25 protein-coding genes are annotated in these 25,449 nt (G+C 64.1%); 18 read left to right on the plus strand and 7 right to left on the minus strand.

Annotated features, from left to right (window positions below; all coding sequences use genetic code 11):
• Positions 1-5: 5 nt before the first annotated feature.
• From IE00_RS05180 to IE00_RS05225, 10 genes are all read left to right on the plus strand, one after another.
• Positions 6-2,858, plus strand: a complete 2,853-nt coding sequence (locus tag IE00_RS05180) for a helicase-related protein (protein ID WP_072296328.1) — start codon at positions 6-8, stop codon at positions 2,856-2,858.
• 1 nt (position 2,859) lies between these two features.
• Complete coding sequence (locus IE00_RS05185; protein WP_072296035.1) at positions 2,860-3,195, plus strand: RNA-binding S4 domain-containing protein; 336 nt, start codon at positions 2,860-2,862, stop codon at positions 3,193-3,195.
• Positions 3,192-3,530 carry a ferredoxin FdxA gene (gene fdxA / locus IE00_RS05190; RefSeq protein WP_072296036.1) on the plus strand — a complete coding sequence of 113 codons (339 nt, stop codon included), beginning with the start codon at positions 3,192-3,194 and terminating at the stop codon, positions 3,528-3,530. Before IE00_RS05185 ends, fdxA begins: the two co-directional genes overlap by 4 nt.
• Positions 3,531-3,845: 315 nt before the next feature.
• Positions 3,846-4,358, plus strand: a complete 513-nt coding sequence (locus tag IE00_RS05195) for a CarD family transcriptional regulator (RefSeq protein ID WP_072296037.1) — start codon at positions 3,846-3,848, stop codon at positions 4,356-4,358.
• A gap of 144 nt (positions 4,359-4,502) precedes the next feature.
• On the plus strand, positions 4,503-5,420 hold the full coding sequence (locus tag IE00_RS05200; RefSeq protein WP_072296329.1) for a manganese-dependent inorganic pyrophosphatase: 918 nt from the start codon (positions 4,503-4,505) through the stop codon (positions 5,418-5,420).
• Positions 5,420-6,289 carry a TIGR01459 family HAD-type hydrolase gene (locus IE00_RS05205; RefSeq protein WP_072296038.1) on the plus strand — a complete coding sequence of 290 codons (870 nt, stop codon included), beginning with the start codon at positions 5,420-5,422 and terminating at the stop codon, positions 6,287-6,289. The genes IE00_RS05200 and IE00_RS05205 overlap by 1 nt, the downstream gene beginning before the upstream one ends.
• Positions 6,290-6,461: 172 nt before the next feature.
• Positions 6,462-6,905 carry a MaoC family dehydratase gene (locus tag IE00_RS05210; protein WP_072296330.1) on the plus strand — a complete coding sequence of 148 codons (444 nt, stop codon included), beginning with the start codon at positions 6,462-6,464 and terminating at the stop codon, positions 6,903-6,905.
• 31 nt (positions 6,906-6,936) lie between these two features.
• Positions 6,937-7,866: a bifunctional riboflavin kinase/FAD synthetase gene (locus IE00_RS05215; RefSeq protein ID WP_072296039.1), complete on the plus strand. Its 930-nt coding sequence runs from the start codon at positions 6,937-6,939 to the stop codon at positions 7,864-7,866.
• On the plus strand, positions 7,866-8,306 hold the full coding sequence (locus tag IE00_RS05220; RefSeq protein ID WP_072296040.1) for a YcgN family cysteine cluster protein: 441 nt from the start codon (positions 7,866-7,868) through the stop codon (positions 8,304-8,306). The genes IE00_RS05215 and IE00_RS05220 overlap by 1 nt, the downstream gene beginning before the upstream one ends.
• Positions 8,303-9,343 carry a low specificity L-threonine aldolase gene (locus tag IE00_RS05225; RefSeq protein WP_072296041.1) on the plus strand — a complete coding sequence of 347 codons (1,041 nt, stop codon included), beginning with the start codon at positions 8,303-8,305 and terminating at the stop codon, positions 9,341-9,343. The genes IE00_RS05220 and IE00_RS05225 overlap by 4 nt, the downstream gene beginning before the upstream one ends.
• Here IE00_RS05225 and IE00_RS05230 read toward each other — a convergent pair whose 3' ends face one another.
• The 5 genes from IE00_RS05230 to IE00_RS05250 form a co-directional block, all read right to left on the minus strand.
• On the minus strand, positions 9,344-9,811 hold the full coding sequence (locus IE00_RS05230; RefSeq protein ID WP_072296042.1) for a CinA family protein: 468 nt from the start codon (positions 9,809-9,811) through the stop codon (positions 9,344-9,346).
• Entirely contained in the window at positions 9,811-10,305 is a 495-nt protein-coding gene (locus IE00_RS05235; RefSeq protein ID WP_072296043.1) for a phosphatidylglycerophosphatase A, read from the minus strand. The genes IE00_RS05230 and IE00_RS05235 overlap by 1 nt, the downstream gene beginning before the upstream one ends.
• Before the next feature lie 3 nt (positions 10,306-10,308).
• Positions 10,309-11,454: a bifunctional 2-C-methyl-D-erythritol 4-phosphate cytidylyltransferase/2-C-methyl-D-erythritol 2,4-cyclodiphosphate synthase gene (locus IE00_RS05240; protein ID WP_072296044.1), complete on the minus strand. Its 1,146-nt coding sequence runs from the start codon at positions 11,452-11,454 to the stop codon at positions 10,309-10,311.
• Positions 11,451-13,631, minus strand: a complete 2,181-nt coding sequence (purL, locus tag IE00_RS05245; RefSeq protein WP_072296045.1) for a phosphoribosylformylglycinamidine synthase subunit PurL — start codon at positions 13,629-13,631, stop codon at positions 11,451-11,453. Before purL ends, IE00_RS05240 begins: the two co-directional genes overlap by 4 nt.
• Positions 13,632-13,961: 330 nt before the next feature.
• Positions 13,962-14,867 carry a LysR family transcriptional regulator gene (locus tag IE00_RS05250; RefSeq protein WP_072296046.1) on the minus strand — a complete coding sequence of 302 codons (906 nt, stop codon included), beginning with the start codon at positions 14,865-14,867 and terminating at the stop codon, positions 13,962-13,964.
• Positions 14,868-15,028: 161 nt separating this feature from the next.
• Here IE00_RS05250 and IE00_RS05255 point away from each other — a divergent pair, with 161 nt between their 5' ends.
• The 8 genes from IE00_RS05255 to IE00_RS05290 all read left to right on the plus strand — a co-directional run bounded on the left by IE00_RS05255 (position 15,029) and on the right by IE00_RS05290 (position 24,359).
• On the plus strand, positions 15,029-18,418 hold the full coding sequence (locus tag IE00_RS05255) for an indolepyruvate ferredoxin oxidoreductase family protein (protein ID WP_072296047.1): 3,390 nt from the start codon (positions 15,029-15,031) through the stop codon (positions 18,416-18,418).
• A gap of 67 nt (positions 18,419-18,485) precedes the next feature.
• A complete protein-coding gene (locus IE00_RS05260) occupies positions 18,486-19,298 on the plus strand; it encodes a glutamate racemase (RefSeq protein WP_072296048.1) in 813 nt (270 codons plus the stop codon).
• A 25-nt stretch (positions 19,299-19,323) separates the two neighbouring features.
• A complete protein-coding gene (gene ccmE, locus IE00_RS05265) occupies positions 19,324-19,773 on the plus strand; it encodes a cytochrome c maturation protein CcmE (protein ID WP_072296331.1) in 450 nt (149 codons plus the stop codon).
• 96 nt (positions 19,774-19,869) lie between these two features.
• Entirely contained in the window at positions 19,870-20,481 is a 612-nt protein-coding gene (locus IE00_RS05270; protein ID WP_072296049.1) for a holin-associated N-acetylmuramidase, read from the plus strand.
• Complete coding sequence (locus IE00_RS05275) at positions 20,472-20,990, plus strand: holin family protein (protein ID WP_072296050.1); 519 nt, start codon at positions 20,472-20,474, stop codon at positions 20,988-20,990. Before IE00_RS05270 ends, IE00_RS05275 begins: the two co-directional genes overlap by 10 nt.
• Before the next feature lie 101 nt (positions 20,991-21,091).
• Positions 21,092-23,056: a heme lyase CcmF/NrfE family subunit gene (locus tag IE00_RS05280; protein ID WP_072296051.1), complete on the plus strand. Its 1,965-nt coding sequence runs from the start codon at positions 21,092-21,094 to the stop codon at positions 23,054-23,056.
• Positions 23,053-23,523: a cytochrome c-type biogenesis protein gene (locus IE00_RS05285; protein ID WP_072296052.1), complete on the plus strand. Its 471-nt coding sequence runs from the start codon at positions 23,053-23,055 to the stop codon at positions 23,521-23,523. Before IE00_RS05280 ends, IE00_RS05285 begins: the two co-directional genes overlap by 4 nt.
• 65 nt (positions 23,524-23,588) lie before the next feature.
• A complete protein-coding gene (locus IE00_RS05290; RefSeq protein ID WP_072296053.1) occupies positions 23,589-24,359 on the plus strand; it encodes an enoyl-CoA hydratase-related protein in 771 nt (256 codons plus the stop codon).
• Here the strand turns inward: IE00_RS05290 and IE00_RS05295 are convergent, their stop codons facing one another.
• Together IE00_RS05295 and IE00_RS05300 are read right to left on the minus strand one after the other, a co-directional pair.
• Complete coding sequence (locus tag IE00_RS05295) at positions 24,360-25,034, minus strand: NUDIX domain-containing protein (RefSeq protein ID WP_072296332.1); 675 nt, start codon at positions 25,032-25,034, stop codon at positions 24,360-24,362. It lies immediately after the preceding gene.
• Entirely contained in the window at positions 25,031-25,423 is a 393-nt protein-coding gene (locus tag IE00_RS05300; protein WP_072296054.1) for a DUF983 domain-containing protein, read from the minus strand. The genes IE00_RS05295 and IE00_RS05300 overlap by 4 nt, the downstream gene beginning before the upstream one ends.
• Between the last annotated feature and the right edge of the window lie 26 nt (positions 25,424-25,449).

The raw sequence follows: 25,449 nt of genomic DNA on the forward strand, positions 1-25,449 counted from the left end.
TGAACATGATGACGCGCGGACGGGTCACCGCCATTCTGGGCCCCACCAACACCGGCAAGACGCATGAGGCCATCTCGCGGATGCTGGGCCATCGCACTGGCGTCATCGGGCTGCCGCTGCGCCTTCTGGCGCGCGAGGTCTATGACCGCATCGTCAAGGCACGCGGTCCATCCGTGGTGGCGCTGGTCACCGGCGAGGAACGCATCATCCCGGACCGCGTCCAATACTGGGTGGCCACCACCGAGGCCATGCCCGACATCGCCTCCGATTTCGTGGCCATCGACGAGATCCAGCTTTGCGCCGATCCAGGGCGCGGCCATGTCTTCACCGACCGGTTGCTGAACATGCGCGGCACCAAGGAGACGCTGCTGCTGGGCAGTTCGACCATGCGGCCCGCCATTGCGGCGCTGATCCCGGACGTGCATTTCGTCCAGCGCCCCCGCATGTCCCAGCTGTCCTGGGCGGGGTCGAAGAAGCTGTCGCGCATGCCGGCCCGCAGCGCCATCGTCGGTTTCAGCGTCGATGACGTCTATGCCATGGCCGAGCTGATCCGTCGTCAGAAGGGGGGGTGTGCGGTCGTCATGGGCGCGCTGTCGCCCCGCACCCGCAACGCCCAGGTCGAGATGTATCAGAACGGCGAGGTCGATTATCTTGTCGCGACCGACGCCATCGGCATGGGCTTGAACCTGGACATCAAGCACGTGGCCTTCAGCGCCACGCATAAATTCGACGGGCGTCGCGTCCGCCCCCTGTTTCCGCACGAGATGGGCCAGATCGCCGGCCGGGCGGGGCGGCATACCGAATCCGGCACGTTCGGCGTGACGGGTGAGGCCGAGCCCTTGGACGAGGGGTTGGTCGATGCCTTGGAAAACCACCGCTTTGCCCCGATCAGCCGCCTGACCTGGCGCAACGGGCGCTTGGAATTCGGTACGATGGATCGGCTGGTCGAGAGCCTGGAGGCCGCGTCGGGCCAGGAACTGCTGGGCCGCGGCCGCGAGGCAGACGATGTCGCCACGTTGAAGATCTTGCGCGAACTGCCTGAAATCAAGGACCGTGTGCGCGGCGGCAAGGACGTGAAACTGCTGTGGGATGTCTGCCGGGTGCCCGATTTTCGTGGCATCAGCCAGATGGAGCATGCGACGCTGCTGGCGCGAATCTTCGGTTTCCTTCAGGATGGGACGATTCCGGCCGATTGGCTGGACCGGTCCATCAAGCGGATCGACAAGACCCATGGCGACATCGATGCCATCTCGAAGCGGCTGGCCTATATCCGGACCTGGACCTATGTCGCGCAAAGAACCGGGTGGGTTCAGGACGAAAAGCATTGGCGCGGGGAAACGCGCGCTGTAGAAGACCGCCTGTCAGACGCGTTGCACGCGGCGCTGACCCAACGATTTGTGGACCGGCGCACATCCGTGCTGATGCGCCGGCTCAAGCAGAAGGAGAGCCTTGTGGCCGAAGTGAACGACAAGGGCGAAGTGACGGTCGAGGGCGAGTTCGCCGGCCGTCTTGAAGGGTTCCGTTTCCGACCCGACCAGACCGCCTCGGCGGACGAGGCGAAGATGCTGAACCGCGCCGGCTACGAGGCATTGCGCCCCGAATTCCACCTGCGGGCGGACCGTTTCTACAACGCGCCCGACACCGAGATGGACTTTACCGAACAGGGCGGCCTGATGTGGGGCGACCAGGCGATCGGCAAGCTGATCGCGGGGTCTGATCCCCTGCATCCCGGCGTCCAGGCCTTCGTCGACGAAGAGGCCGGCACCGAGATCACGGAAAAGGTCACGCGCCGCCTGCAGCATTTCATCGACCGCAAGATCGCGGCCGCCTTCGAGCCCCTGCTGGGCCTGCAGAAGGATGAGACCCTGACCGGTCTGGCCCGCGGTTTCGCCTTCCGCATGGTCGAGGCGCTTGGCGTCCTGCCGCGCGACGGGGTGGCCACCGAGGTCAAGGAGCTGGATCAGGAATCGCGCGGCGCCCTGCGCAAGCATGGCGTGCGCTTTGGCCAGTTCACCATCTTCATGCCCGCGCTGCTGAAGCCCGCGCCGACGCGCCTGCGTCTGGTGCTGTGGTCGCTTTCCAAGGGGTTGAACGAATTCCCCGAAAGCCCGCCCCCGGGCCTGGTGACGATCCCGCATCTGAGCGATCTGCCCGCCGAAGTGTACACCCTGTCCGGCTATCGTCCAGCGGGCGAACGGGCGATCCGCATCGACATGCTGGAACGTCTGGCCGATCTGCTGCGCGCACAGGATACCCGCGGCGGCTTCGAGGCCAACCCCGACATGCTGTCGATCACCGGCATGACTCTGGAGCAGTTCTCGGGACTGATGCAGGGTTTGGGCTATTCGGCCGAAAAGGGCGAACGTCCCAAGGTCAAGGCGACCGAGGCGCCGGTCGTGACGCCGGCACCCGAGGGTGATGCCTCGGCAGCGCCGATGACCGAGGAGGAATCGGTCCTGGCTGCGGAAACGCGCGCCAAGTGGGAAGCCGAACACCCCACCACGCCGGTGGCCGAGGAGACCGAGACCCCCGCCGAGGAGATCACCCCGCCCGAGACCGAGGTGTTCTACACCTTCAAATGGGCCCCCAAGCCGCGCGGCAACCGCCGTCCGCAAGGCGATCGCCCGCAAGGTGATCGTGCCGAGCGTCCGCAGGGCAACCGCGGTCCGCGCCGCGAGGCCGGCAAGAACGCTGCGCCTCAGGGGGAACGCCGCGACCGTCAGGGCAAGCCCGGCGGTCCCAAGAAGGGTGGCAAGCCTGCGAATGCCGGTCCCAAATCCTTCTCCTCGCGTCCCGAAAAGAAGGCCGACCCGGACAGCCCCTTCGCGATCCTGGCGGCGTTGAAGGACAAATCCTGACGTGACCGACGCGGCTGCGGGATTGCGGCTGGACAAATGGCTGTTCTACGCGCGGTTCTTCAAGACCCGCGGCCTGGCTGCCGACCGCATCGAAGGGGGCGGCGTCCGGGTGAACGGCCAGCCCTGCCGCAAGCCCGGAAAGACTGTGCGCATCGGTGACAAGCTGCGCATCTCGGCCTATCAGCAGATCCGCAACGTGACGGTCGTCGATTTCGCCGACCGTCGCGGCCCCGCCTCGGAAGCAAGCCTGATGTATCTGGACGATGACGACGGGTTGAATGATCCGCCGGATGGGTCTAGTGACGTCGCGAACCTCAAGACAAGAGTGCCCAGATGACCTATGTCGTGACCGACAACTGCATCATGTGCAAATATACCGACTGCGTCGAAGTCTGCCCCGTGGATTGCTTCTATGAGGGCGAGAACACGCTGGTCATTCATCCCGACGAATGCATCGACTGCGGCGTCTGCGAACCCGAATGCCCCGCCGACGCGATCCGTGCCGATACCGAGCCGGACATGGAGAAATGGGTCGAGTTCAACCGCAAGTATTCCGAGCAGTGGCCCGTGATCACGCAGAAGAAGGACCCGCTGCCGACCGCCACCGAAATGGATGGCCAGGACGGCAAGTTGGAGAAGTATTTCTCGGAAGCGCCGGGTGCGGGCGACTGAGGTGATTCGCGCGGGCAGGGGGCAACCCCGCCGGCGCTGAACGGCAAGCCATTGGGGTGACTGGAGAACGCATTTTCCGGTCACCGTTTCCAATTTGCATGCCGACGCTTTTTTTGGCGTCATTTTTATGTTATATATGCAGCAGACGTGCTTCTGGCGACAGTCAGGGGCACTTTCGGGTTGATGCCCGATGCTGCCGTTCTCTGCGCCTTCTGCCGGGGCAGAGCCATAGACCAAACCGAACGGGCCCAAGGTGGCGACAGCCCCCTGCGGGCCTTTGTGTCCGTCCCTAGGGCACTATCATAAGGAAGCCAGATGTCGAAATCCAAGAAGAACGAGTTCCGCCCCGATGACTTCGTCGTCTATCCTGCCCATGGTGTCGGCCGGATCGTGTCCATCGACGAACAGGAGGTCGCAGGGCTCAAGCTTGAGATGTTCGTCATTTCGTTCGACAAGGACAAGATGACCCTGCGCGTCCCGACGGCCCGTGCCAGCGAAATCGGCATGCGCAGCCTGTCCACGCCCGACCTGATCGATCGCGCGCTGGAGACGCTGAAGGGCAAGGCCCGCGTCAAGCGGGCGATGTGGTCGCGTCGTGCGCAGGAATATGAACAGAAGATCAACTCGGGCGACCTGATGGCCATCGCCGAAGTGGTGCGCGACCTGCACCGCAGCGACGATCAGCGCGAACAGTCCTATTCCGAGCGCCAGCTGTACGAAGCGGCCCTGGACCGGCTGACCCGCGAAGTCGCAGCCGTCGTCGGCATCGACGAAGGTGGCGCCCAGAAGCGCGTCGAAGATGTCCTGACCTCGCGCGCCGCCGCCTGATCGTCAGAACCTCAGAACGGAAAAGGGCGTCCTTCGGGGCGCCCTTTTCTGATGGCAGGGCGATGTTCCAAACGTGGACAACGCTTTGCGTCCCGCCTATAACCCCGGCCAGAAACTCACCCTGAAGAACGATCGAGGCGTATGATGATCAAGGTATTCGGCCACACTTCCCCCGACACGGATTCCACCGGCTCGCCCATCATCTGGGCATGGTACCTGAACGAGGTCCGCAAGACCCCCGCCGTGGCGGTCCTGCAGGGCGAACCCAATACCGAAGCGGCCTGGATGCTGAACCGCTGGAACCTGGACAAGCCCGAGATCATCGCGGATGTGGCAGCGGGCGACCAATGTGTGATCGTCGACACCAACAACCCCGCCGAGCTGCCTGCCTCGCTGGCCGAGGCTGACGTGATCGAGATCATCGACCACCACCTGCTGGCCGGCGGCATCAAGACCCGTGCGCCCATCAACATCACCATCCGTCCGCTGGCCTGCACCGCGACCATCATGCACGACCTGATCGGTGACGACATGGCCCGCGCGCCCGAAGGCGTCAAAGGCGCGATGCTGACCTGCATTCTGTCTGACACGCTGGAATTCCGCAGCCCGACCACCACCGCCCATGACCGCGCCGTCGCCGAAAAGCTGGCCGCCGACCTGGGCGTGAACATCCACGAATTCGCGAACGAGATGTTTGCAGCCAAATCCGACGTCAGCGCCTTTGGCGACGACGCGCTGCTGCGCATGGACAGCAAGGAATATGAACTGGGCGGCAAGCAGCTGCGTGTTTCGGTTCTGGAAACGACGGCTCCGCAGGTCCTTCTGGACCGCAAGGCCGCGCTGATGGCCGCCATGCCCGCCGTGGCCGCCGCTGACGGTGCCGACGAGATCCTGCTGTTCATCGTTGACATCCTGCGCGAGGAAGCGACGCTGCTGGTCCCGAACGAGTTCGTCAAACAGGTGGCCGAGCGCAGCTTTGCCGTCACCGTCACCGGCGATAGCGTGGTTCTGCCCGGCGTCATGAGCCGCAAGAAGCAGATCATCCCGGTCCTGGCCGTCTGATGACCCGCATCATCCAGTCGCTGGCCGAGATCTCGGCCAGCTATGACGCATTGTTCTGCGATCTGTGGGGATGCCTGCACAATGGCAAGCAGCCCTATCAGGCCGCCGTCAGCGCGCTGCAGGCGTTCCGCGCCCAGGGTGGCAAGGTCTGCCTGATGACCAACGCCCCGCGGCCGAACCAATATGTGGTCGCCCAGCTGGACCGCATGGGCGTGCCGCGCGATGCCTGGGACCTTGTCGTCAGTTCCGGCGACGCGGCGCAGGATGCGATGTTCGAGGGCGCCGTGGGCCGCAAGCTGTGGCATATCGGGACCGAGAAGGATTTCGGTTTCTTTACCGATATCCCCAAGGGTCATGCCGACAGCCCAGCTGTTTCAAGGGTGGGGTTGTCGGAAGCCGAAGGCATCGTCGCCTCGGGTCCCTTTGACGAGCTGAACGAAACCCCCGAGGATTATCGCGACCGCTTTCAGCAAGCGCTGGATCGCGGGCTGCCGATGCTGTGCGCCAATCCCGATCTGGTGGTGGATATGGGTGAAACCCGGATCTATTGCGCCGGGGCCTTGGCCGAGTTCTATGAGAGCATGGGCGGCAAGGCGCTGTATTACGGCAAGCCGCACGCCCCGATCTATGACCGGGCGCGTCGGTTGATGGATCTTGGCTCCGAGGCACGCTGCCTTGCGGTGGGCGACGGGATCGATACGGACATCCTGGGTGCGATGCAGCAGGGGATCGACGCGATCTTCGTGACGGGCGGGCTGGCCGCAGATGCCTTTGGCAGCGATGTCGAAAATCCGCAAGCCGACCAGCTGGATGACTGGCTGGCGGCGCGGGAACGGACGCCGGCCTATGCCATCGGCCGTCTGCGCTGATCCATCATACCATCGCCTTGGAAAGCCCGCCACCCGGCGGGCTTTTTTATGGGATCAGCGCGGAAGATAATTGCATTGATGTCGGATCATTCGACACATTGTTGCGATGCGGATTTTATTCTGCTATGCAGCATCAGACGGATGAAACGGCATCAGGCGAATGGATCACGACATGCTGGACAATTTCCCCAAGGGCACGATCGTCATCGAGGATCTGGAGGTGGGGATGTCCCGCCATCTGCAAAAGCAGATCACCGATGAGGACATCCAGATGTTTGCCACCGTTTCGACCGACCACAACCCCGTCCATCTGGACGACGACTATGCGCAGGACACGATCTTTGAAGGGCGCATCGCGCATGGGATGCTGACGGCGGGGCTGATTTCGGCGGTCATCGGGGAACAGCTGCCCGGTCATGGCACGGTCTATCTGGGACAGACGCTGAAGTTCCTGGCGCCGGTGCGTCCCGGCGACGTGGTGCGCGCCGAAGTGACGGTCGAGACGATCGATCACTCAAAAAGGCGTGTCACGCTTGCAACCCGCTGCCTCGTGGGCGATAGGGTCGTGCTGAAAGGCGAGGCGGTCGTGCTGGCCCCAAGCCGCAAGTTCGACTGACGGGACGCAGGGGCGTTCCATTGGGGGCGCATTGCAGATCCATCGAGACTGGACAGGACAGCCGTCTGATGCCCGCGGGGCAAGCGTTGCCATGGGCAATTTCGACGGCGTTCACAAAGGCCACCGGGCCGTCATCGACGCCGCCCGCGCAGCTGGCGACGCGCCTTTGGGGGTTGTCACCTTCGAACCGCATCCCCGGCAGTATTTCGTCCCCGACGCGCCGCCCTTCCGCCTGATGAACCCCGAGGCGCGCGCCAATCGCCTGGCGCGGCTCGGCGTCGATCATCTGTATGAACTGCCCTTCGACACGGTGCTGGCCGGGCTGACGCCCGAAGGCTTTGCCCGGCAGGTCCTGGCGCAGGGATTGGGCGTGTCGCATGTCACGATCGGCGCGGATTTCTGCTTTGGCAAGGATCGGCAGGGGACGGCGCAGACCCTTGAGGAGCTGGGGCGGGAACTGGGTTTCGGCGTCACGGTTGTGCCGCTGATCGGGTCGGGCGATGCGCGCTACAGCTCGACCGCGATCCGCCAAGCGTTGACCGAAGGCCGCACGCATGACGCCGAGCGGATGCTGGGCCATTGGCACCGCATCGAAGGCGAGGTCGTTCATGGCGAGAAGCGTGGTCGCGAATTTGGCTGGCCGACCGCCAACCTGCGGATGGATGACCTGCATCTGCCCCGGCTTGGGGTCTATGCCGTGCTGGTCGACGTGCTGACGGGGCCTGATCGCATGTCCTGCCAGGGGGTTGCATCGCTTGGGGTGCGTCCGATGTTCGGGCGCAACGAACCGAACCTTGAGGTGCATCTCTTCGATTTCGACGGCGATCTCTATGGTCAGCACCTGTCCGTGGCGCTGGTCGATTTCCTGCGCGACGAGGCCAGGTTCGACGGTATCCAGGCGCTGATCGACCAGATCGCTCAGGACGCCAGCGACGCCCGAGCCATTTTGGCGGGCCGCTGATGCGCGATCGTTTCTGGGAACTGCCCCTTCCCAAGCTGACTCCGGTCGAATGGGAGGCGCTGTGTGACGGCTGTGGCAAATGCTGCCTGAACAAGATCGAGTTCGAGGATACGAACGAACTGGCCTTCACCCGCGTCGCCTGCAAGCTGCTGGACGGGCAGGCCTGCCAATGCAGCAGCTATGTCAATCGCCATGATTATGTGCCCGATTGCGTGGTGCTGACCCCCAAGAAGATCAAGGAGATCGCCTGGTGGCTGCCCGCCACATGCGCCTATCGCCTGCGCCATGAAGGGAAGCCCCTCTACGACTGGCATTACCTGATTTCGGGCGACCGCGAGACGGTGCATCAGGCCGGGGCCAGCGTGCGCGGCTGGACCGTCAACGAGCTTTCGGTCGACGAGGATGACTGGGAAGATCACATCATCGAGGACCTGTCATGAATTTCGCATCCGACAACGTGCATGCCGCCCATCCGGCGGTGATCGAGGCATTGGTGCGCGCCAATTCGGGTGCGGCGAAAAGCTATGGCGCCGATCACGTCACCGATCAGGCCCGCGCCGCCATCCGCGAGCTGCTGGAAGCGCCTGATGCCGAGGTCCGCTTCGTGGCGACCGGAACGGCGGCGAATGCGCTGGTCTGCGCGCAGCTGTCGCCCCCCTATGGCCGGATCTATTGCCACGACGACGCCCATATCCAGACCAGCGAATGCGGCGCGCCCGAGTTCTTTTCGCATGGGGCCAAACTGGTCACGCTGCCCGGTCAGGGTGGAAAGCTGACCCCCGATGTTCTGTCGCGCGCCATCGCCGAAGGGGCCGAGGAAGGTCTGAACGGCGGGATGAACGCCATGGTCTCGATCACCAACGCGACCGAATGGGGCACGGTCTATACGCCCGATCAGGTGGCCGCGCTGGCGCATGTGGCGCATGGGGCAGGGCTGCCGCTGCACATGGATGGCGCGCGGTTTTCCAACGCCGCGGCGCATCTTGGCTGTTCGCCCGCCGATCTGACCTGGCGCGCGGGCGTCGATGCGCTGTGTTTCGGCGGCACCAAGAACGGTGCCATGGGGGCCGAGGCGGTGGTTTTCTTCGACCCTGACCGCGCGGCCGGCTTTGATTATCGGCGCAAGCAGGCCGGGCACGTGTTTTCCAAGAACCGTTTCCTGGCGGCGCAGATGCTGGCGCTGGCGACCGATGGGCTATGGCGCGACCTGGCGGGGCAGGCGAATGCCAAGGCCGCTTTGTTGGGACAGGCGGTGCAGGCCGGTGGCGGACGGCTGTTGCAGCCGGTTCAGTCGAACGGCGTCTTTGCCGCAATTCCGGTCGAGGCCCATCGCCGCGCGCAGGCGGCGGGGGCATATTACTATCCCTGGCCGGACCCGTCGGTTGAAGGTCCGGATCTGGTCTCCATCCGTCTGGTCTGTGCCTGGGATACGCCCGACGATCAGATCAGGGCGATGTCCGAGATCCTGGCGGGCTGATCAGCCGCGCAAGGCGTCCAGCAACAGCTGCAGGGCGTGTTCGACGGTCGCGGCACGAACGCGGTGGCGGCCGATCGCCCCGAATTCGACCGTTTCGGTGCGCGTGCCATAGGCCTGGGCGATGCCGAAGCAGACGCGGCCTTCGGGCTTGTGCTCCGACCCGCCGGGACCCGCGATGCCGGTGACCGACACGGCGATGCCCGCATCGGAATTCCGCAGCGCGCCTGCGGCCATCTGGGCTGCGACCTCTTCGCTGACAGCGCCGAATTCGGACAGCGTATCCGACGTCACGCCCAGCATCTGCTGCTTGGCGCCGTTCGAATAGGTGACGAAGCCGCGGTCGAACGCGTCCGACGATCCCGGCACCTCGGTCAGGGCGCCCGCGATCAGGCCACCCGTGCAGCTTTCCGCGGTGGCGATCATGACGCCGCGGTCGCGCGCGGCCTGCAAAACATCGGCGGCCTGCATCACAGCATCATCGGAATGTGGAAGGCTGCGGCGGCGATCATTGTGGCAATGCCTGCGAAAAGCCCGGCCCACAGGTCATCCATCATCACCCCCTTGGCGTCATGGCGGCGATCGGCGCGACCGATGATGCCCGGCTTCCAGATGTCGAAGATCCGGAAGAACAGGAACGCGGCGACCCAGCCCGGATAGGGGAAGTTTTCCGCCGGCAGGCCCATCATCCAGAAACCGAAGGAGGGAAACAGCAGGGCGATCCATTGGCCCGCGACCTCGTCGATGACGATCTCGCTGCGGTCGGGGTCGGTCATGCCCCGCGTGTGGCGACCGATGGCCCAGAAGCCGGTGGCCGTCACGGCGACGGTCGCCGCCGCCAGCAGCGGAAAATGCCCGATCCGGTGCAACAGCAGCCCAAGCGCCACCGCGACGGCCGATCCCCAGGTGCCGGGTGCCGGGCGCAGCAGGCCCGCGCCGAACCAGATGCAAAGCAGGCGTTCCATGGTCTAATCCTTGATCAGGGTGACGGTGGCGATCGATGCGATCCCCTCGCGACGGCCGGTAAAGCCAAGCCGTTCCGAGGTGGTGGCCTTGACGCTGATGCGTCCGCCCTCAAGCCCCATGATGGCAGCCAGGCGGTCCTGCATGGCGCCAGCGTGGGGGCCGATCTTGGGCGCCTCGCAGATCAGGGTCACGTCGGCATTGCCGAAGCGGAACCCCTGTTCACGCGCCAGATTGGCCGCATGTTCGAGGAATATGCGGCTGTCGGCCCCCTTCCATTGCGGGTCCGAGGGCGGGAAATGCCGGCCGATATCGCCCATGGCCAAGGCGCCATAGATGGCATCGGTCAACGCGTGCATCCCCACATCGGCGTCGGAATGGCCGACCAGCCCCGCGTCATGCGGGATCTGCACACCGCACAGCCAGACATGGTCGCCCGGTCCGAAGGCGTGAACGTCATAGCCATTGCCAAGGCGAATATCCATGCGGCCCCCAAGGATGCGTTCGGCCCGCGCGAAATCGGCGGGCCAGGTGATTTTCAGATTGTCTTCCGATCCGGGCGTGATGTCCACCGGATGCCCGGCACGCTGTGCCAGTTCGACGTCGTCGGCGGCCCCTTCGGGATGGGCGCGATGCGCCGCAAGAATGGCGTCCAGCCGGAACCCCTGCGGGGTCTGGGCGCGATAGAGGTCGTCGCGCGGCGCAGCCCCCGCAACCCGCTTGCCATTCGCGCGCCACAGCGCATCGGACACGGGCAGCGCCGGTGCCGCCGCGACTGATCCCGCCTGCAGGGCGTCGATGACGCTGGAAATGACGTCATCGTCCACAAGCGGCCTAGCGCCATCGTGGATCAGGACGTGGCTGGCCTGTCCCTCCAGAGCTTCAAGGCCCGCGCGGACGCTGTCGGATCGGCTGTCGCCTCCGGTGACGATGGTGACCGGACCGGCATAGCGTGCGATGGCCGCGCCCATGTCATCAGGATGGACCACCAGCACCACGCGTGGAAAGCCTGCGAAAGCCGCGAGCGCTCGGTCCAGAACCGGACGCCCTGCGATTTCGCGCCATTGCTTGGGGTCGCCCGGCCCGGCACGGGTGCCGCGACCGGCCGCAGTGACGATGGCGGCGTAACCCGCGGGGGCCGTGACGGTCATGCGTGGTCGGGCATGTCGCCCTTGATCGCCTTGGCGAAGGCGCTGCGATAGAGACCGGACAGATCGGCCAGATCGGCACTGTCGTCACCCATGGTGATCTTGTCACCGCCAAAGCGGCCGATGACCGCGACGGGAACGCCAGCTTTCCGCGCGGCATCCGTCAACTGTTCGGCGGCATCGGCCGTGCAGGCCACCAGGTAGCGGGCCTGATCTTCGCCGAACAGCTGGGCGATGTCGGCGCTGTCCAGCGTGACGCCCAAGCCGGCAGCCTCGGCCATCTCGAAGGCCGCCAGGGCCAGGCCGCCGTCGGACAGGTCCGTGGCCGAGCTGAACAGCCCGCGATTGGCGCGCAGGAATTCGCCATGCAGACGTTCGGCCGCCAGATCGACATGGGGGGCATCGCCGGCCTCGATGCCGAAGGCTTCGGCGGCCAGGGCGGATTGGCCCAAGTGGCCTGTCGTCGTGCCGATGACCAGCGCCACGTCGCCCTTGTCGGGGAGGCCTGCGATCAGGTCGTCCAGATCCGCGATCAGGCCCACGCCCCCGATGGTCGGGGTCGGCATGATGCCGCTGCCGTCGGTTTCATTGTAGAGCGACACGTTGCCCGAAACGATGGGGAAGTCCAGCGCGCGGCAGGCTTCGCCGATACCCTTGATGGCACCCACCAGCTGCCCCATGATCTGGGGCTTTTCCGGATTGCCGAAGTTCAGGTTGTCCGTGGTGGCCAAGGGCAGCGCGCCCACGGCGGTCAGGTTGCGATAGGCCTCGGCCACGGCCTGTTTGCCGCCCTCAAAGGGGTTCGCCTTGACGTAGCGCGGGGTGACGTCGCTGGTGAAGGCCAGCGCCTTGCGGGTGCCGTGAACCCGCACGACGCCTGCGCCCATGCCGGGACGGCGGATGGTGTCTGCGCCGACTTGCGTATCGTATTGCTGCCAGACCCAAGCCTTGTGCGCGTGGTTCGGGCTGCAGATCAGCGCCTTCAGGCCTTCGATCGGGGTGATCGCGGGCAGGGCGGGCATGTCGCCTGCAGGGGGCGTCTCGACCCAGGGACGGTCGTATTCCGGCGCGCTGGAGGCCAGCTTGGACAGGGGGATATCGGCCATGACGGTGTCGCGGTGGACGATCAGGAAGCGATCCTCGGGGATGGTTTCACCGACAATGGCGAAGTCCAGGTCCCATTTCTGGAAGATGGCGCGGGCCTCGGCTTCCTTTTCGGGCTTCAGCACCATCAGCATCCGTTCCTGGGATTCCGACAGCATCATCTCATAGGCGGTCATGTTGGTTTCGCGCTGCGGGACGTCGTCCAGCACCAGCTTGATGCCCAGCCCGCCCTTGTCGCCCATTTCGACGGCCGAACAGGTCAGGCCCGCGGCCCCCATGTCCTGGATCGAGATGACCGACCCCGATGCCATCAGCTCAAGGCAGGCCTCCAGCAGGCATTTTTCGGTGAAGGGGTCGCCGACCTGCACGGTGGGACGCTTGTCTTCGATTGTGTCGTCGAATTCCGCGCTGGCCATGGTCGCACCACCGACGCCGTCGCGACCGGTTTTGGCACCCAGATAGACGACGGGCATACCGACGCCGGACGCGGCCGAATAGAAGATCTTGTCGGCATCGGCCAGGCCCGCCGCGAAGGCGTTGACCAGGCAATTGCCGTCATAGCTGGAATGGAAGCGGACCTCGCCGCCCACGTTCGGGACGCCGAAGGCATTGCCATAGGCGCCGATCCCCTCGACCACGCCCTTGACCAGATGCGGGGTCTTGGGGTGTTCGGGGCGGCCGAAGGACAGTGCGTCCATCGCGGCGATGGGACGGGCGCCCATGGTGAAGACATCGCGCAGGATGCCGCCCACGCCGGTCGCGGCGCCCTGATGGGGTTCGATATAGCTGGGGTGGTTGTGGCTCTCCATCTTGAATACCACCGCCTGGCCGTCGCCGATATCGACCACGCCCGCGTTCTCTCCGGGTCCGCAGATGACCTGAGGGCCGTCGACGGGCAGCGTACGCAGCCATTTTTTGGAGGATTTATAGGAACAATGCTCGTTCCACATGGCGCTGAAGATGCCCAGTTCCGTAAAGCTCGGTTCGCGGCCGATGATCTGCAGGATGCTGTCATATTCTTCGGGCTTGAGCCCGTGCGCGGCGATCAGTTCCGGGGTGATCGACGGTTCCTGCATGGTTGGGCCCTTCCTGCGCATGAAATCACGGGCCTTTTAGGCCCTAGTCGCGGTCATGGGAAGGGTGGCCGTGCCATCGTCGGGACAAAAAAAAGCCGGGCACAAGGCCCGGCCTAAGTCCAACAGGGAGGTAGAAGGTGATTAGCGATTACGCTGAACATCGCCTTCTGAGCCTGATTTATGTGCATGATGTGAACTCCGCAAGCTTTTTGATGCTGCAATTGCAGCATAGCGGCCATGCAGTGGTGTAATGGCTGCACTTTCAGGTTGAAATGCCGAAGATTTCAGCACCCTGCGGAACGAAGGTGCCTGATTGGTGGGCGAATGGCGTTATTCGACGCCGGCCTGGCTCTGATGCCGTCGATAGGCCTGGATCTCTTCCAGCACGAAATCGCGGAAGACGGCGACGCGGCGGGTCTGACGCAGTTCTTCGGGATAGGCAAGGAAAACGGGAACCTCGCCCGATTCGTGATCGGGGAAGACCCGGACAAGATCGGGGTGGCTGGCGGTCAGGTAGTCGGGCAGCACACCGATGCCCAGATTGGCCAACACCGCTTGCAGGACGCCGAAATAGTTGTTCACCGTCAGCGTCGATCCGACATTCTGCGCCATCAGGTCCTGAACCAGCCGCGCACCGGCGGTCACTTGCGGCACATCCGGCTTTTGACAGATCAGGCGGTGATCGGTCAGGTCGGACAGCGACTGAGGCATGCCGCGGGCCTCAAGATAACCGGGGCTGGCATAGAGACGCATGCGGATGTTCAGAAGCCGGCGACGGATCAGGTCGGACTGGCTGGGTTCCTTCATGCGGATGGCGACGTCGGCCTCGCGCATGGGCAGGTCCAGAACCCGCTCCTCCAGCATCAGGTCGATGCGCAGGTCGGGATATTTTTCATAGAGCTTGACCAGGCGCGGGGCCAGCCACAGCGTGCCGAAGCCCACGGCGGTCGTGACCTTCAATTCGCCGAAGACATTCTCCTCGCTGTCGCGGATGCGCGCCGAGGCGCTGTCCAGCTTGCGCGCCATCGACGAGGTCGCCTCGAACAGCAGTTCGCCCTGTTCGGTCAGAATCAGCCCGCGGGCGTGGCGATGAAACAGGGTCGTGCCCAGCCCTTCCTCGAGCGCGCGGATCTGGCGGCTGACGGCGGATTGGGACAGGTGAAGCACGTCTCCCGCATGGGTCAGGCTGCCCGCATCCGCGACCGCGTGAAAGATTCTGAGCTTGTCCCAGTCCATCGTTATTACAATCCTGCCATATCAGCCATGCGCTTATTGCAGACCTAACCCGCGGACGGTTTTCTCGCAAGATAAGCTCACGGACAGTTTTTTGTCTTCGTCGGTCAGCAATTCTGACCTATACTGGCATAAAGGTCATCAGGCATTGGAGGATAGGCAGGATGAGCAAGCAGGAATTTTCGCTAGCGGACCGCCTTGATTTATCAAAACGTCATGTATTGCTGAACGGAACGCAGGCATTGGTGCGCCTGATGCTGATGCAATCGGCACGCGACAAACTGGCCGGGTTGGACACGGCCGGGTTGGTGACGGGATATCGGGGGTCGCCGTTGGGGGCGGTTGACCTTCAGATGACGCGCGAGGCCAAGCGTCTGGCCGAGGCGAATGTCCTGTTCCAGCCGGGGTTGAACGAGGACCTTGCCGCAACGGCAATCTGGGGCAGCCAGCAGGCCGAACTGCGCGGCGAGGGGCGCCATGATGGTGTCTTTGCCCTGTGGTATGGCAAGGGACCGGGCGTCGATCGCACGGGCGATGTGATGAAGCACGCCAACATGGCCGGATCGTCCAGACATGGCGGTGTCGTCATGGCGATGGGGGATGACCATACGGGCGAAAGCTCGACGGTGCTGCACCAGTCGGATTGGGCGATGATCGACGCCTATATCCCCGTCCTGTCGCCCGCGGGCGTGCAGGAGATCATGGACTACGGTCTCTATGGCTTTGCGCTGTCGCGCTTTGCAGGCGTCTGGACGGGCCTGAAGACGATGAAGGACACGGTCGAGGCGACGGCAGTGGTTGACGGCGACCCGCACCGCCTGAGCTTCGTCACGCCCGATTTTGCCATGCCCGAGGGTGGGTTGAACATAAGGCTTGGCGACACGCCGGTCGCGCAGGAAGCGCGGATGATCGACCACAAGCGTTGGGCCGCCGAGGCGTTTTCGCGCGCCAACCGCATCGATCGCAAGGTTTGGGGCAAGCCCGGCGCCAAGATCGGCTTCGTGGCCGCGGGGAAGAACTGGCTGGACCTGGTGCATGCGCTGTCCCTGTTGGGCATCGATGAGGCCGAGGCGGAGCGGTTGGGCCTGACCACCTACAAGGTCGGTCAGACCTGGCCAATGGATATGAAGTCCATCCAGGAATGGTCCGAAGACCTGGAGCTGGTCGTCTGCGTCGAGGAGAAGCGCAAGCTGATCGAAGTGCAGCTGAAGGAAGCCATCTTCGACAACCGCCACGGTCGCCGCGTCCACGGGTGGAAGCACGACCGTACCCGTGAGGAGTTGTTCCCTACCCGCTATGCGCTGGACCCGGTGATGATCGCCCAGAAGATCGGGGGCATCCTGATCGAGGAAGGGCGCGGCACCGAACGCGTCCGCGCCGGTCTGGCCCGTCTGACCGAGGTGCGCCGAAACGACAATGCGCCAGAGATCGCCACGCGCACGCCTTGGTTCTGTTCGGGTTGCCCGCATAACAGCTCGACCAAGGTGCCCGAGGGAAGCCGCGCCTATGCGGGGATCGGATGTCACTACATGGTTCAGTGGATGGGCCGCGACACCGAGGGTTTCACCCATATGGGTGGTGAAGGTGCGAACTGGATCGGCGAAGCGCCATTCAGCACCAGAGGTCATGTTTTTCAAAACCTTGGCGACGGAACCTATAATCATTCCGGGATCCTAGCCATTCGCGCGGCGCTGGCTGCGGGCACGAACATCACCTACAAGATCCTGTATAACGACGCTGTCGCGATGACAGGTGGGCAGCCGAACGAAGGCGGGCTGACCGCGCCCCAGATCGCGCGCGAGCTGGTCGCCATGGGCGTCGATCCGGTGGTCGTCGTCTATGACGAGAAGGAGGATGTCGACCGCGACCAGTTCCCCAAGGCCCTGCGCTTTGAGGAGCGTGCCCAGATGCCGCAGGTCCAGCGCGAGATCGAAGGCAGCAAGGGGGTCAGCGCGATCCTCTATATCCAGACCTGCGCCGCGGAAAAGCGCCGCCGCCGCAAGAAAGGTCAGTTCCCCGACCCGGATCGCCGTGTCTGGATCAACCCCGAGGTCTGCGAGGGATGCGGCGATTGTTCGGTCCAGTCGAATTGCGTGTCGATCGTGCCCTTGGAAACCGAACTGGGGCGTAAGCGGCAGATCGACCAGTCCAGCTGCAACAAGGATTACAGCTGCGTGCAGGGCTTCTGCCCCAGTTTTGTTTCCGTCAGTGGCGGAACGCTGCGCAAGCCCAAGGCAGAGGCGTTCGAGCTGCCGGACCTGCCGACACCCGACCTGCCGGCGATTGATGGCACCCATAACATCGTCATCACCGGCGTTGGGGGCACCGGCGTCGTGACCGTGGGCGCCGTTCTGGCGCAGGCCGCGCATATGGACGGCAAGGGCGCCGGGATGATGGAGATGGCCGGTCTGGCCCAGAAGGGCGGCGCGGTTCATATCCACCTGCGCCTGGCCGAAAAGCCGGGCGATATCAGCGCCATCCGTGTCGCCGTGGGAGAGGCTGACTGTGTCATCGGCGGCGATCTGGTCGTGACCGCCGGCGCCAAGACCATCGGGCTGATGACCCAGGGGCGCACCGGCGCCGTGGTCAACGACCACGAGATCATCACCGGCGATTTCACCCGTTTCCGGGACTTCCAGGTGCCTTCGGACCGGTTGAAAGTGTCGCTGCAGGCGCGTCTGCAGGATCGGGTCGCCTTTTTTGATGCCAATGATCTGGCGCTGCGGATGCTGGGGGACTCGATCTATTCCAACATGCTGGTGCTGGGGGCGTGCTGGCAGCTCGGCCTGATCCCGCTGCAGCTGGACACGATCATGCAGGCGATCCGGCTGAACGGCGCGAAGGTTGATGAAAACCAGCGTGCTTTCCAGATTGGGCGTTGGGCCATGGCCTTCCCCAATCAGACCCGCAAACCAGCGACGGTCACGGCCTTGCCGACCGATCCCGTGGCCCTGCGCGCAGAGCGGCTGGTCGGGTACCAAGGGAAGCGGCTGGCCAAGCGGTTTGCCAAGCTGGTTCAGGCAGCGCCCGCGCCGATGCGCGAAATCGTCGCGGAAAGCTACTACAAGCTGTTGGCCTATAAGGATGAATACGAGGTCGCGCGTCTTCACCTGACGACCGCTGAACAGGTGGCGCAGAAATGGGATGGCGACGTCAGGCTGTCGCTGCATCTGGCGCCGCCGATGTTGACCGGAAAGGATGCGAACGGCCGCCCAAAGAAGCGCGAGTTCGGGCCCTGGGTGCTGAAGGCGTTCAAGGTGTTGGCCGCGATGAAGGGCTTGCGCGGCACGCCGCTGGACCCGTTCGGATATTCCGCGGAACGGCGGCGGGAACGCGCGATGATCCGCGAATATGAGCGTGACATGACCGAAATCTTTGCTGCCGTGACGGATGCCACCATGCCGATCGCCGTCGAACTGGCGCAGCTGCCGATGTCGGTGCGGGGTTACGGTCCGGTCAAGGACAAGGCCGCCGATCTGGCAGCCGCCCGACGTGCCGAACTGTTTCGGCAATTCCGCGACGGGCATGCACCGATCCGTGAAGCGGCCGAGTGAACGGGACCGTTTGCAAAAGCGACGTGTCGCCCTATGAAGGGCGACACGCGATACGAGGGAGCGGGCAATGGCGGTCGGGGTTTTCGATTCAGGGCTTGGCGGGCTGACGGTCCATCAGGCGATTGCGGCGCGTCTGCCGGATCTGCCGCTGGTCTATCTGGGTGACAATGCGCATGCGCCCTATGGGGTGCGGACCTCGGACGACATCTTTGACCTGACCTGCGCCGGGGTCGAACGGCTGTGGGACGAAGGGTGCGATCTGGTTATTCTGGCCTGCAACACGGCGAGCGCCGCCGCCCTGCGACGGATGCAGGAAACATGGCTGCCCAAGGACAAGCGGGTGCTGGGTGTGTTCGTCCCGATGATCGAAGCCCTGACGGAACGTGGCTGGGGCGACAATTCGCCGCCCCGTCGTGTGGCCGTCAATAACGTGGCGTTGTTCGCAACGCCCGCAACCGTGGCCAGCCGGGCGTTCCAGCGCGAATTGGCATTTCGCGCGGTCGGGGTCGATGTCGAGGCGCAGCCTTGCGGCGGTGTGGTCGATGCCATTGAAATGGGTGACGAAATTTTGGCCGAAGCGCTGGTTCACAGCCATGTCGAGGCCTTGTTGCGCCGCATGCCGTCGCCCGAGGCCGCCATTCTGGGCTGCACGCATTATCCCCTGATGGAAGGGGCTTTCCAAGCCGCGCTTGGCCCCCAGGTCAAGGTTTACAGCCAGGCAGGGCTGGTGGCGGAAAGCCTCGCGGATTATCTGCAGCGCAGGCCTGAATTCATTGGGGCCGGGCAGGTGTCGAAATACCTGACCACGGGCGATCCGGTGCGTGTTTCCGGCAAGGCAACGCAATTCCTGCGCCGCTCGATCCGGTTCGAAGCGGCTTGAAGGGGGATCAAGAACGATGGCAGGCATGAAGTCGCTGAAGAAGCAAAGGCGCATCCAGGTGGTTGCAGCCGCAGCCGTTGCGATGGTGATTGCGGTGGCGCTGATCGGCTATGGCTTCAGCGACGGGATCAATCTCTATCGTTCGCCCACCCAGGTGAGCGAAGCGGCACCCGAACCCGAGGAGTTCTTTCAATTGGGCGGCCTGGTCAAGGAAGGGTCGATGAAGATGGGCGAAGGCGTGGCGTTCGATTTCGTCATCACCGACGGCGTGGCCGAGATCCCGGTCAGCTATGTCGGCAATGATCCCAAGCCCGACCTGTTCAGCGAAGGACAGGGCACCATCGCCAAGGGCTGGTATCGCGAAGGCCGTTTCGAGGCCCGCGAGCTGCTGGCCAAACACGATGAGACCTATATGCCGAAAGAGGTCGTCGACACGCTGAAGGCTTCGGGCGTCTATCAGGAGCCGGACAGCTGATCGCGCAACGCGCGCAAGGTTAAGACAAGGTTAACCGCCAAGGCGCAGCCTCCCCAAGCTGGGCAGCACAGGTCTGCTGCCGGATACGGGGGTGCCATGCAAAGCGTCGAACAGATTGCGCAACAGATCGTCATGCGGGAAGGGGGCTATGTCAATGACCCCGACGATCCCGGCGGGGCGACGAATTTCGGTGTCACGATCGGGACGATGAAGGCCCTGGGGCTGGATCTGAACAAGGATGGCCGCATTGATGCGGGCGACGTGCGTGCGCTGACCCGCGCCCAGGCCCAACAGATTTTTGTCGAGCATTATTTCCGAAAGCCGCGCCTGGCCGAATTGCCCGAACCCGTGCAGGCCAGCGTCTTCGATATGTATGTCAACGCGGGCACGAATGCGGTCAAGATCCTGCAGCGACTGGTGACGCGGATGGGGTTTGCCACTGTTGCCGATGGTGCGGTGGGACCGAATACGATTGCCGCTGCACAAAAGGCAGCGGCCGCCGCGCCGCTGCATCTGGCGGATGCCTATGGGATCGAACGGCGCAATTATTACTACAACCTGGCGGATCAGCGCCCCTCCAGCCGGAAATATGCCCGTAGCAAGGATGGCGGCAAGGGCGGGTGGATCACCCGGGCCGAGGAGTTCATCGCCCCCAAATATCACCTGTCCCAGGCTGAACATCGCGCGAGGACCGTCAAATGGGCATGATCGATCGCCTGATCGGCGTCGCGCCGACCGTCACCGCGCTTGGCAGTGCCGCGACGGGCATGGCCGAGGTCTTTACCCAGAATGCCACCCGACGGATGGAGCTGGATGAAGAGGCCTATGCCCGGGCCATTACCCAGTACGGCCAGGAATTCACCTTGGCATCGACGGGATGGTTTGACAGTTTTGTCAATGGCTTGAACAGGGTTCCTCGACCGCTTCTGGCATTGGGGACGTTGGGGCTGTTCATCTATTCGATGGTCGATCCCGACGGTTTCGGCTTGCGGATGCAGGGCCTGCAACTGGTTCCGGAACCCTTGTGGTGGCTGCTGGGGGCCATCGTCGGGTTCTATTTCGGCGCGCGTGAGGCGCATCATTTTCGTGACCGCGTCTGGCGTCCCAAACCCGTCGAGAAGGTCGTCACCTCGGTCGAGCAAGTGGTCGCGGTTCCTTCGGAGGATTTTGCCGACAATGCGGCGCTGAGGGATTGGGTGGCTTCGCTGCGCGATTAGGACGCAGGGACGACACGCAAAACTGACCTTGCGGGACGAAGGGGGGACTTTTCCCTTCTTCGTCCCGCCCCTATGCTGCGGGCAACAAAGGATGCCCCCTCATGATCGCAGAACTTGGCCATTTCGCACTGATCCTGGCCTTCATGGTCTCGCTTTACCAGATGACGGTGCCCATGGTGGGGGCTGCGAAAGGCTGGCATGGCTGGATGGACAGCGCCCGCCCCGCGGCGTTGGTGCAGCTGATCCTGATGCTGATCAGTTTCGGCGCGCTGACGATCGCCTTCGTGACGTCGGATTTTTCGGTCCTGCTGGTTTATGAAAATTCGCATACGTCCAAGCCGCTTTTGTACAAGATCAGCGGTGTCTGGGGGAACCACGAAGGATCGATGCTGCTGTGGGTGACGATCCTGGCGCTGTTCGGCGCGGCGGCGGGGCTGTTCGGGGGGAATCTGCCGCCCAGCCTGAGGGCGCGGGTTTTGGGCGTGCAAGCGGCCATCGGTGCTGCCTTTTACGCCTTCATCATCTTCACCTCCAACCCGTTCTGGCGCTTGGGGAATCCGCCTTTCAACGGGCAGGATCTGAACCCGCTGCTGCAGGATCCGGGCCTGGCATTCCACCCGCCATTTCTTTACCTGGGCTATGTCGGCCTTTCGATGGCCTTCAGCTTTGCCGTCGCCGCCCTGATCGAAGGGCGGGTCGATGCGGCTTGGGCGCGTTGGGTCCGCCCATGGACCTTGGCGGCATGGGTGTTTTTGACGATCGGGATCGCCCTGGGGTCCTGGTGGGCCTATTACGAACTTGGCTGGGGCGGCTTCTGGTTCTGGGACCCGGTCGAGAATGCCAGCTTCATGCCTTGGCTGCTGGCCGCGGCGCTGGTGCATTCCGCCATTGTTGTCGAAAAGCGCGAGGCGTTGAAAAGCTGGACCATCCTTCTGGCGATCATGGCCTTTGGGTTTTCGCTGATCGGAACGTTCATCGTGCGCTCGGGGGTCATTACCTCGGTCCACAGCTTTGCCAACGACCCCGAGCGGGGTGTCTTCATTCTGGCGATCCTTGCGTTTTTCGTGGGCGGCGCACTGACGCTGTATGCGGCGCGCGCCACGACCATGATGGCCAAGGGGGTTTTCGCGCCCGTGTCGCGCGAAGGCGCCTTGGTCCTGAACAACGTGTTGCTGGCCGTGTCGGCCTTTGTGGTCTTCGTCGGCACCATCTGGCCGCTGGTGGCGGAGATGGTCTGGGGGCGGGTGCTGTCCGTCGGGCCGCCATTCTTTGACCAGGCGTTCACGCCCTTCATGATTGTGCTGGCGATCGTGCTGCCGATCGGGTCGATCATCCCGTGGAAGCGCGCGACCCTTGGTCGGTCACTGCGGCCCTTGCGCGCCGCTTTGATTCTCAGCGCAGCGGTGATGATGCTGGTCTTTGCGGTATCGACAGGTCATTCCGCCTTGGCGGTAATCGGTGCAGGTCTGGGCTCGTGGCTGATCTTCGGGGCCCTAGCCGAGTTGTGGTCGCGAACCGGCAAGTCGGGCCCGTCGCGCCTGCTTCGTCTGCCACGCGCCGATTGGGGCAAGGCGATCGCCCATGCCGGCCTTGGCGTGACCTTCATCGCCGTCGCCCTGATCCAGGCCTGGCAGGTCGAAGATGTCCGCGTGGCCCAGATTGGTGAACCCTTCGATGTCGGCAGCTATCAGTTGGTCTTGACCTCGGTCGAACGTCATGACGGCCCGAATTTCTACGCGCAACAGGCGACGATCGAAGCCAGCCGCAACGGACGTGTAGTGGCCGTGCTGCAGCCTGAAAAGCGCGTCTATCCCGTTCAGAACATGCCCACGACCGAAGCGGCCATCGATTACGGCTTCCTGCGCGACCTCTATGTGGTGATCGGCGATGAGCAACCGGATGGCGGTTGGGCTGTCCGCAGCTATATCAAGCCTTTCGCCAACTGGATCTGGGGTGGTGCGCTGCTGATGGCCTTGGGGGGGCTGATCAGCCTGACGGACCGGCGCTATCGCGTGGCCGCCGGCAGCACCAAGCGCCATGTCGCCAAGCCGGTGCCAGCGGAATGAAGGGCGCGATCAGGGTGATGGTCGTGCTGGCGACTTTGGCGACACCGGTTCTGGCCGTCCAGCCGGATGAGATCCTTTCCGACCCAACCCTGGAAGCCCGCGCGCGCGAACTGTCGCAAAAGCTGCGCTGCCCGGTCTGTCAAGGCGAGAATATCGACGATTCGAACGCGGCCATCAGCCGTGACCTGCGTCTTTACGTCCGTGAGCGTTTGGTCGCGGGCGATACCGACGATCAGGTGATGGACAATGTCGTCGACCGTTTCGGAGAATTCGTCCTGTTCGAGCCGCGCGCGACCGGCGGCAACCTGATCCTGTGGTTGGCAGGCCCTGTCATGGCGTTGCTGGGCCTTTTCCTGGGCCTGCGCTTCCTGCGGACCCGCAACATTGCCGGCCCCGACGTTCCCGAACTGTCCGAAGACGAACAGCGCAGGCTGGCCCGGATCATGGAACCCGACAGGGGCGATTGACGCGGGGTCGCGCTTTTCCTGCCGCCCCAATGCTGCATGATCGCCCCAACCAGGAGGAGGGGCACATGAGTTTCCAGACCATCGAATTCGATATCCGGGATGGCGTCGCGTGGCTGACGCTGAACAGGCCCGCGGTGATGAATGCGTTGAATACACAGATGCGCCAGGACATCACCCAGGCGCTGAGCACTCTGGACCCTGCGGTCCGGTGCGTCGTCCTGACGGGGGCGGGCCGTGGGTTCTGTTCGGGTCAGGATCTGACCGACCGTTCGGCCGCGGCAAACCTGGAAGCGACCCTGCGCGATGAATACGAGCCGATGCTGCGGGCCATCACCGATTGTCCGGTTCCGGTGATCGCAGCGGTGAACGGAACGGCGGCGGGTGCGGGGGCCAATCTTGCGCTGGCGGCGGATGTGGTGATCGCGACGCAAAGCGCCAGCTTCATCCAGGCCTTCACGCGGATCGGCCTGATACCCGACGCAGGCGGCACATGGATCATTCCGCGCAGTGTCGGTTCCGCCCGCGCGATGGGCATGATGCTGTTCGCGGAACCGGTGACCGCCGACCAGGCGCAGGAATGGGGCATGATCTGGCAGTCCGTTCCGGATGACCAGTTCAGCGACGTCGTGAAGGCGCGTGCGCAAGCCTTGGCCAATGGGCCGACGGGGGCATATCTGTCCATCCGGCGGGCAGTGGCCGCATCGTCGGGCAACGATCTGGACGCCCAACTGGCGCTGGAGGCAACCTTGCAGGGAGAGGCGGGCCGCAGCGCCGATTTCGTCGAAGGCGTGACCGCCTTTCTGGAAAAGCGCCGCCCCGCGTTCACGGGCCGCTGATCAGGGGATCTGTCTGAAGGTCGGCGTCGTCGTGCGGTTGTCGAAGAAGGGCACCGTCGCGGGGCAAGGCAGGGGGCTGTCATGGGGCAGCCCCTCGATCAGCTGGGACAGTTCGGCCAGCACCACTTCGGTGATGAAGGGCAGGTCAAGGTCGCGTGCCTCGGAAAGCGCGACCCAATGCAGATTGGAAAGTTCATCGCAGGCGCGGCTGAAATCGTCGGGGTCGCCACTGAGGCTGGTCGCATCGGCGATGAAGAAATGCGCGTCGAACCGGCGCGGGCGTCCGGCGGGTGTGATCGCCCGGAACAGATAGCGCAGGGCCGAGGCATCGGGCATCAGCCCGGCTTCGGCATATCCCGCGATGTCACAAGGTCCCGGTTGACCGATCAACAGGCCGGTCTCCTCGGCCAGTTCGCGCAGGGCCGCGGCGGCGATGGTCGCAGGCGCGACGCTGCCCTGCGGATCCTGCAGTCGGCGCTGGCATTCGGTGCGCAGATCGGCGGCCAGCGTGATCTGCGTGTCATCGGGATCGACAGCCCCGCCCGGAAAGACGAATTTTGACGGCATGAAAACCGCCTTGGCGCCGCGCATCCCCATCAGCACGCGGTTGCCGTCAGACCCGCGGCGCAGGATGATGACGGTGGCCGCGTCCCGGATCGGGGGCGGGGCCGTCATGCGGAAAAGCCGTGCATCCGCCGCGCCCACTGAAAGCCCACCATCGCGCCCTTGATCACCGGCAGCAGCAGCAGCGACATGACGATCGCGCCAAGGCTGAAGGACAAAAGCAGGGTCATCGCACTGGGGCGATAGGCCACGAAGATCGCCAGAAGCAGCGGCGCCCCCAGATGCGAGACCAGCAGGATCGTCAGATAGGCCGGGCCGTCATCGGCCTGCTGGTGGTGCAGCGCCTCGTTGCAGGCGGGGCAGTGGTCGTTCACTTTCAGATAGCTTTTGTACAGCTTTCCCTCGCCGCATGCGGGGCAGCGGCACATGGCGCCCCGCAGCATGGCGGGTTTCGTCGGGCGGTCCAGCGCGTCGGACGCGATGCTTTCGGATTGGGACATGCCGATGCTCCTGCTTGGGTCCGGAC

The organism is Paracoccus sp. SM22M-07 (assembly GCF_001887735.1).
Lineage (GTDB): Bacteria > Pseudomonadota > Alphaproteobacteria > Rhodobacterales > Rhodobacteraceae > Paracoccus.

Excerpts from the sequence above, each read along its gene's own strand:
- IE00_RS05180 (WP_072296328.1), top strand. The coding sequence starts at position 6 with ATGATGACGCGCGGACGGGTCACCGCCATTCTGGGCCCCACCAACACC.
- fdxA (WP_072296036.1), top strand. The coding sequence starts at position 3,192 with ATGACCTATGTCGTGACCGACAACTGCATCATGTGCAAATATACCGAC.
- IE00_RS05195 (WP_072296037.1), top strand. The coding sequence starts at position 3,846 with ATGTCGAAATCCAAGAAGAACGAGTTCCGCCCCGATGACTTCGTCGTC.
- IE00_RS05200 (WP_072296329.1), top strand. The coding sequence starts at position 4,503 with ATGATCAAGGTATTCGGCCACACTTCCCCCGACACGGATTCCACCGGC.
- IE00_RS05205 (WP_072296038.1), top strand. The coding sequence starts at position 5,420 with ATGACCCGCATCATCCAGTCGCTGGCCGAGATCTCGGCCAGCTATGAC.
- IE00_RS05210 (WP_072296330.1), top strand. The coding sequence starts at position 6,462 with ATGCTGGACAATTTCCCCAAGGGCACGATCGTCATCGAGGATCTGGAG.
- IE00_RS05220 (WP_072296040.1), top strand. The coding sequence starts at position 7,866 with ATGCGCGATCGTTTCTGGGAACTGCCCCTTCCCAAGCTGACTCCGGTC.
- IE00_RS05225 (WP_072296041.1), top strand. The coding sequence starts at position 8,303 with ATGAATTTCGCATCCGACAACGTGCATGCCGCCCATCCGGCGGTGATC.
- IE00_RS05230 (WP_072296042.1), bottom strand. The coding sequence starts at position 9,811 with ATGCAGGCCGCCGATGTTTTGCAGGCCGCGCGCGACCGCGGCGTCATG.
- IE00_RS05235 (WP_072296043.1), bottom strand. The coding sequence starts at position 10,305 with ATGGAACGCCTGCTTTGCATCTGGTTCGGCGCGGGCCTGCTGCGCCCG.
- IE00_RS05240 (WP_072296044.1), bottom strand. The coding sequence starts at position 11,454 with ATGACCGTCACGGCCCCCGCGGGTTACGCCGCCATCGTCACTGCGGCC.
- purL (WP_072296045.1), bottom strand. The coding sequence starts at position 13,631 with ATGCAGGAACCGTCGATCACCCCGGAACTGATCGCCGCGCACGGGCTC.
- IE00_RS05250 (WP_072296046.1), bottom strand. The coding sequence starts at position 14,867 with ATGGACTGGGACAAGCTCAGAATCTTTCACGCGGTCGCGGATGCGGGC.
- IE00_RS05255 (WP_072296047.1), top strand. The coding sequence starts at position 15,029 with ATGAGCAAGCAGGAATTTTCGCTAGCGGACCGCCTTGATTTATCAAAA.
- IE00_RS05260 (WP_072296048.1), top strand. The coding sequence starts at position 18,486 with ATGGCGGTCGGGGTTTTCGATTCAGGGCTTGGCGGGCTGACGGTCCAT.
- ccmE (WP_072296331.1), top strand. The coding sequence starts at position 19,324 with ATGAAGTCGCTGAAGAAGCAAAGGCGCATCCAGGTGGTTGCAGCCGCA.
- IE00_RS05270 (WP_072296049.1), top strand. The coding sequence starts at position 19,870 with ATGCAAAGCGTCGAACAGATTGCGCAACAGATCGTCATGCGGGAAGGG.
- IE00_RS05275 (WP_072296050.1), top strand. The coding sequence starts at position 20,472 with ATGGGCATGATCGATCGCCTGATCGGCGTCGCGCCGACCGTCACCGCG.
- IE00_RS05280 (WP_072296051.1), top strand. The coding sequence starts at position 21,092 with ATGATCGCAGAACTTGGCCATTTCGCACTGATCCTGGCCTTCATGGTC.
- IE00_RS05285 (WP_072296052.1), top strand. The coding sequence starts at position 23,053 with ATGAAGGGCGCGATCAGGGTGATGGTCGTGCTGGCGACTTTGGCGACA.
- IE00_RS05290 (WP_072296053.1), top strand. The coding sequence starts at position 23,589 with ATGAGTTTCCAGACCATCGAATTCGATATCCGGGATGGCGTCGCGTGG.
- IE00_RS05295 (WP_072296332.1), bottom strand. The coding sequence starts at position 25,034 with ATGACGGCCCCGCCCCCGATCCGGGACGCGGCCACCGTCATCATCCTG.
- IE00_RS05300 (WP_072296054.1), bottom strand. The coding sequence starts at position 25,423 with ATGTCCCAATCCGAAAGCATCGCGTCCGACGCGCTGGACCGCCCGACG.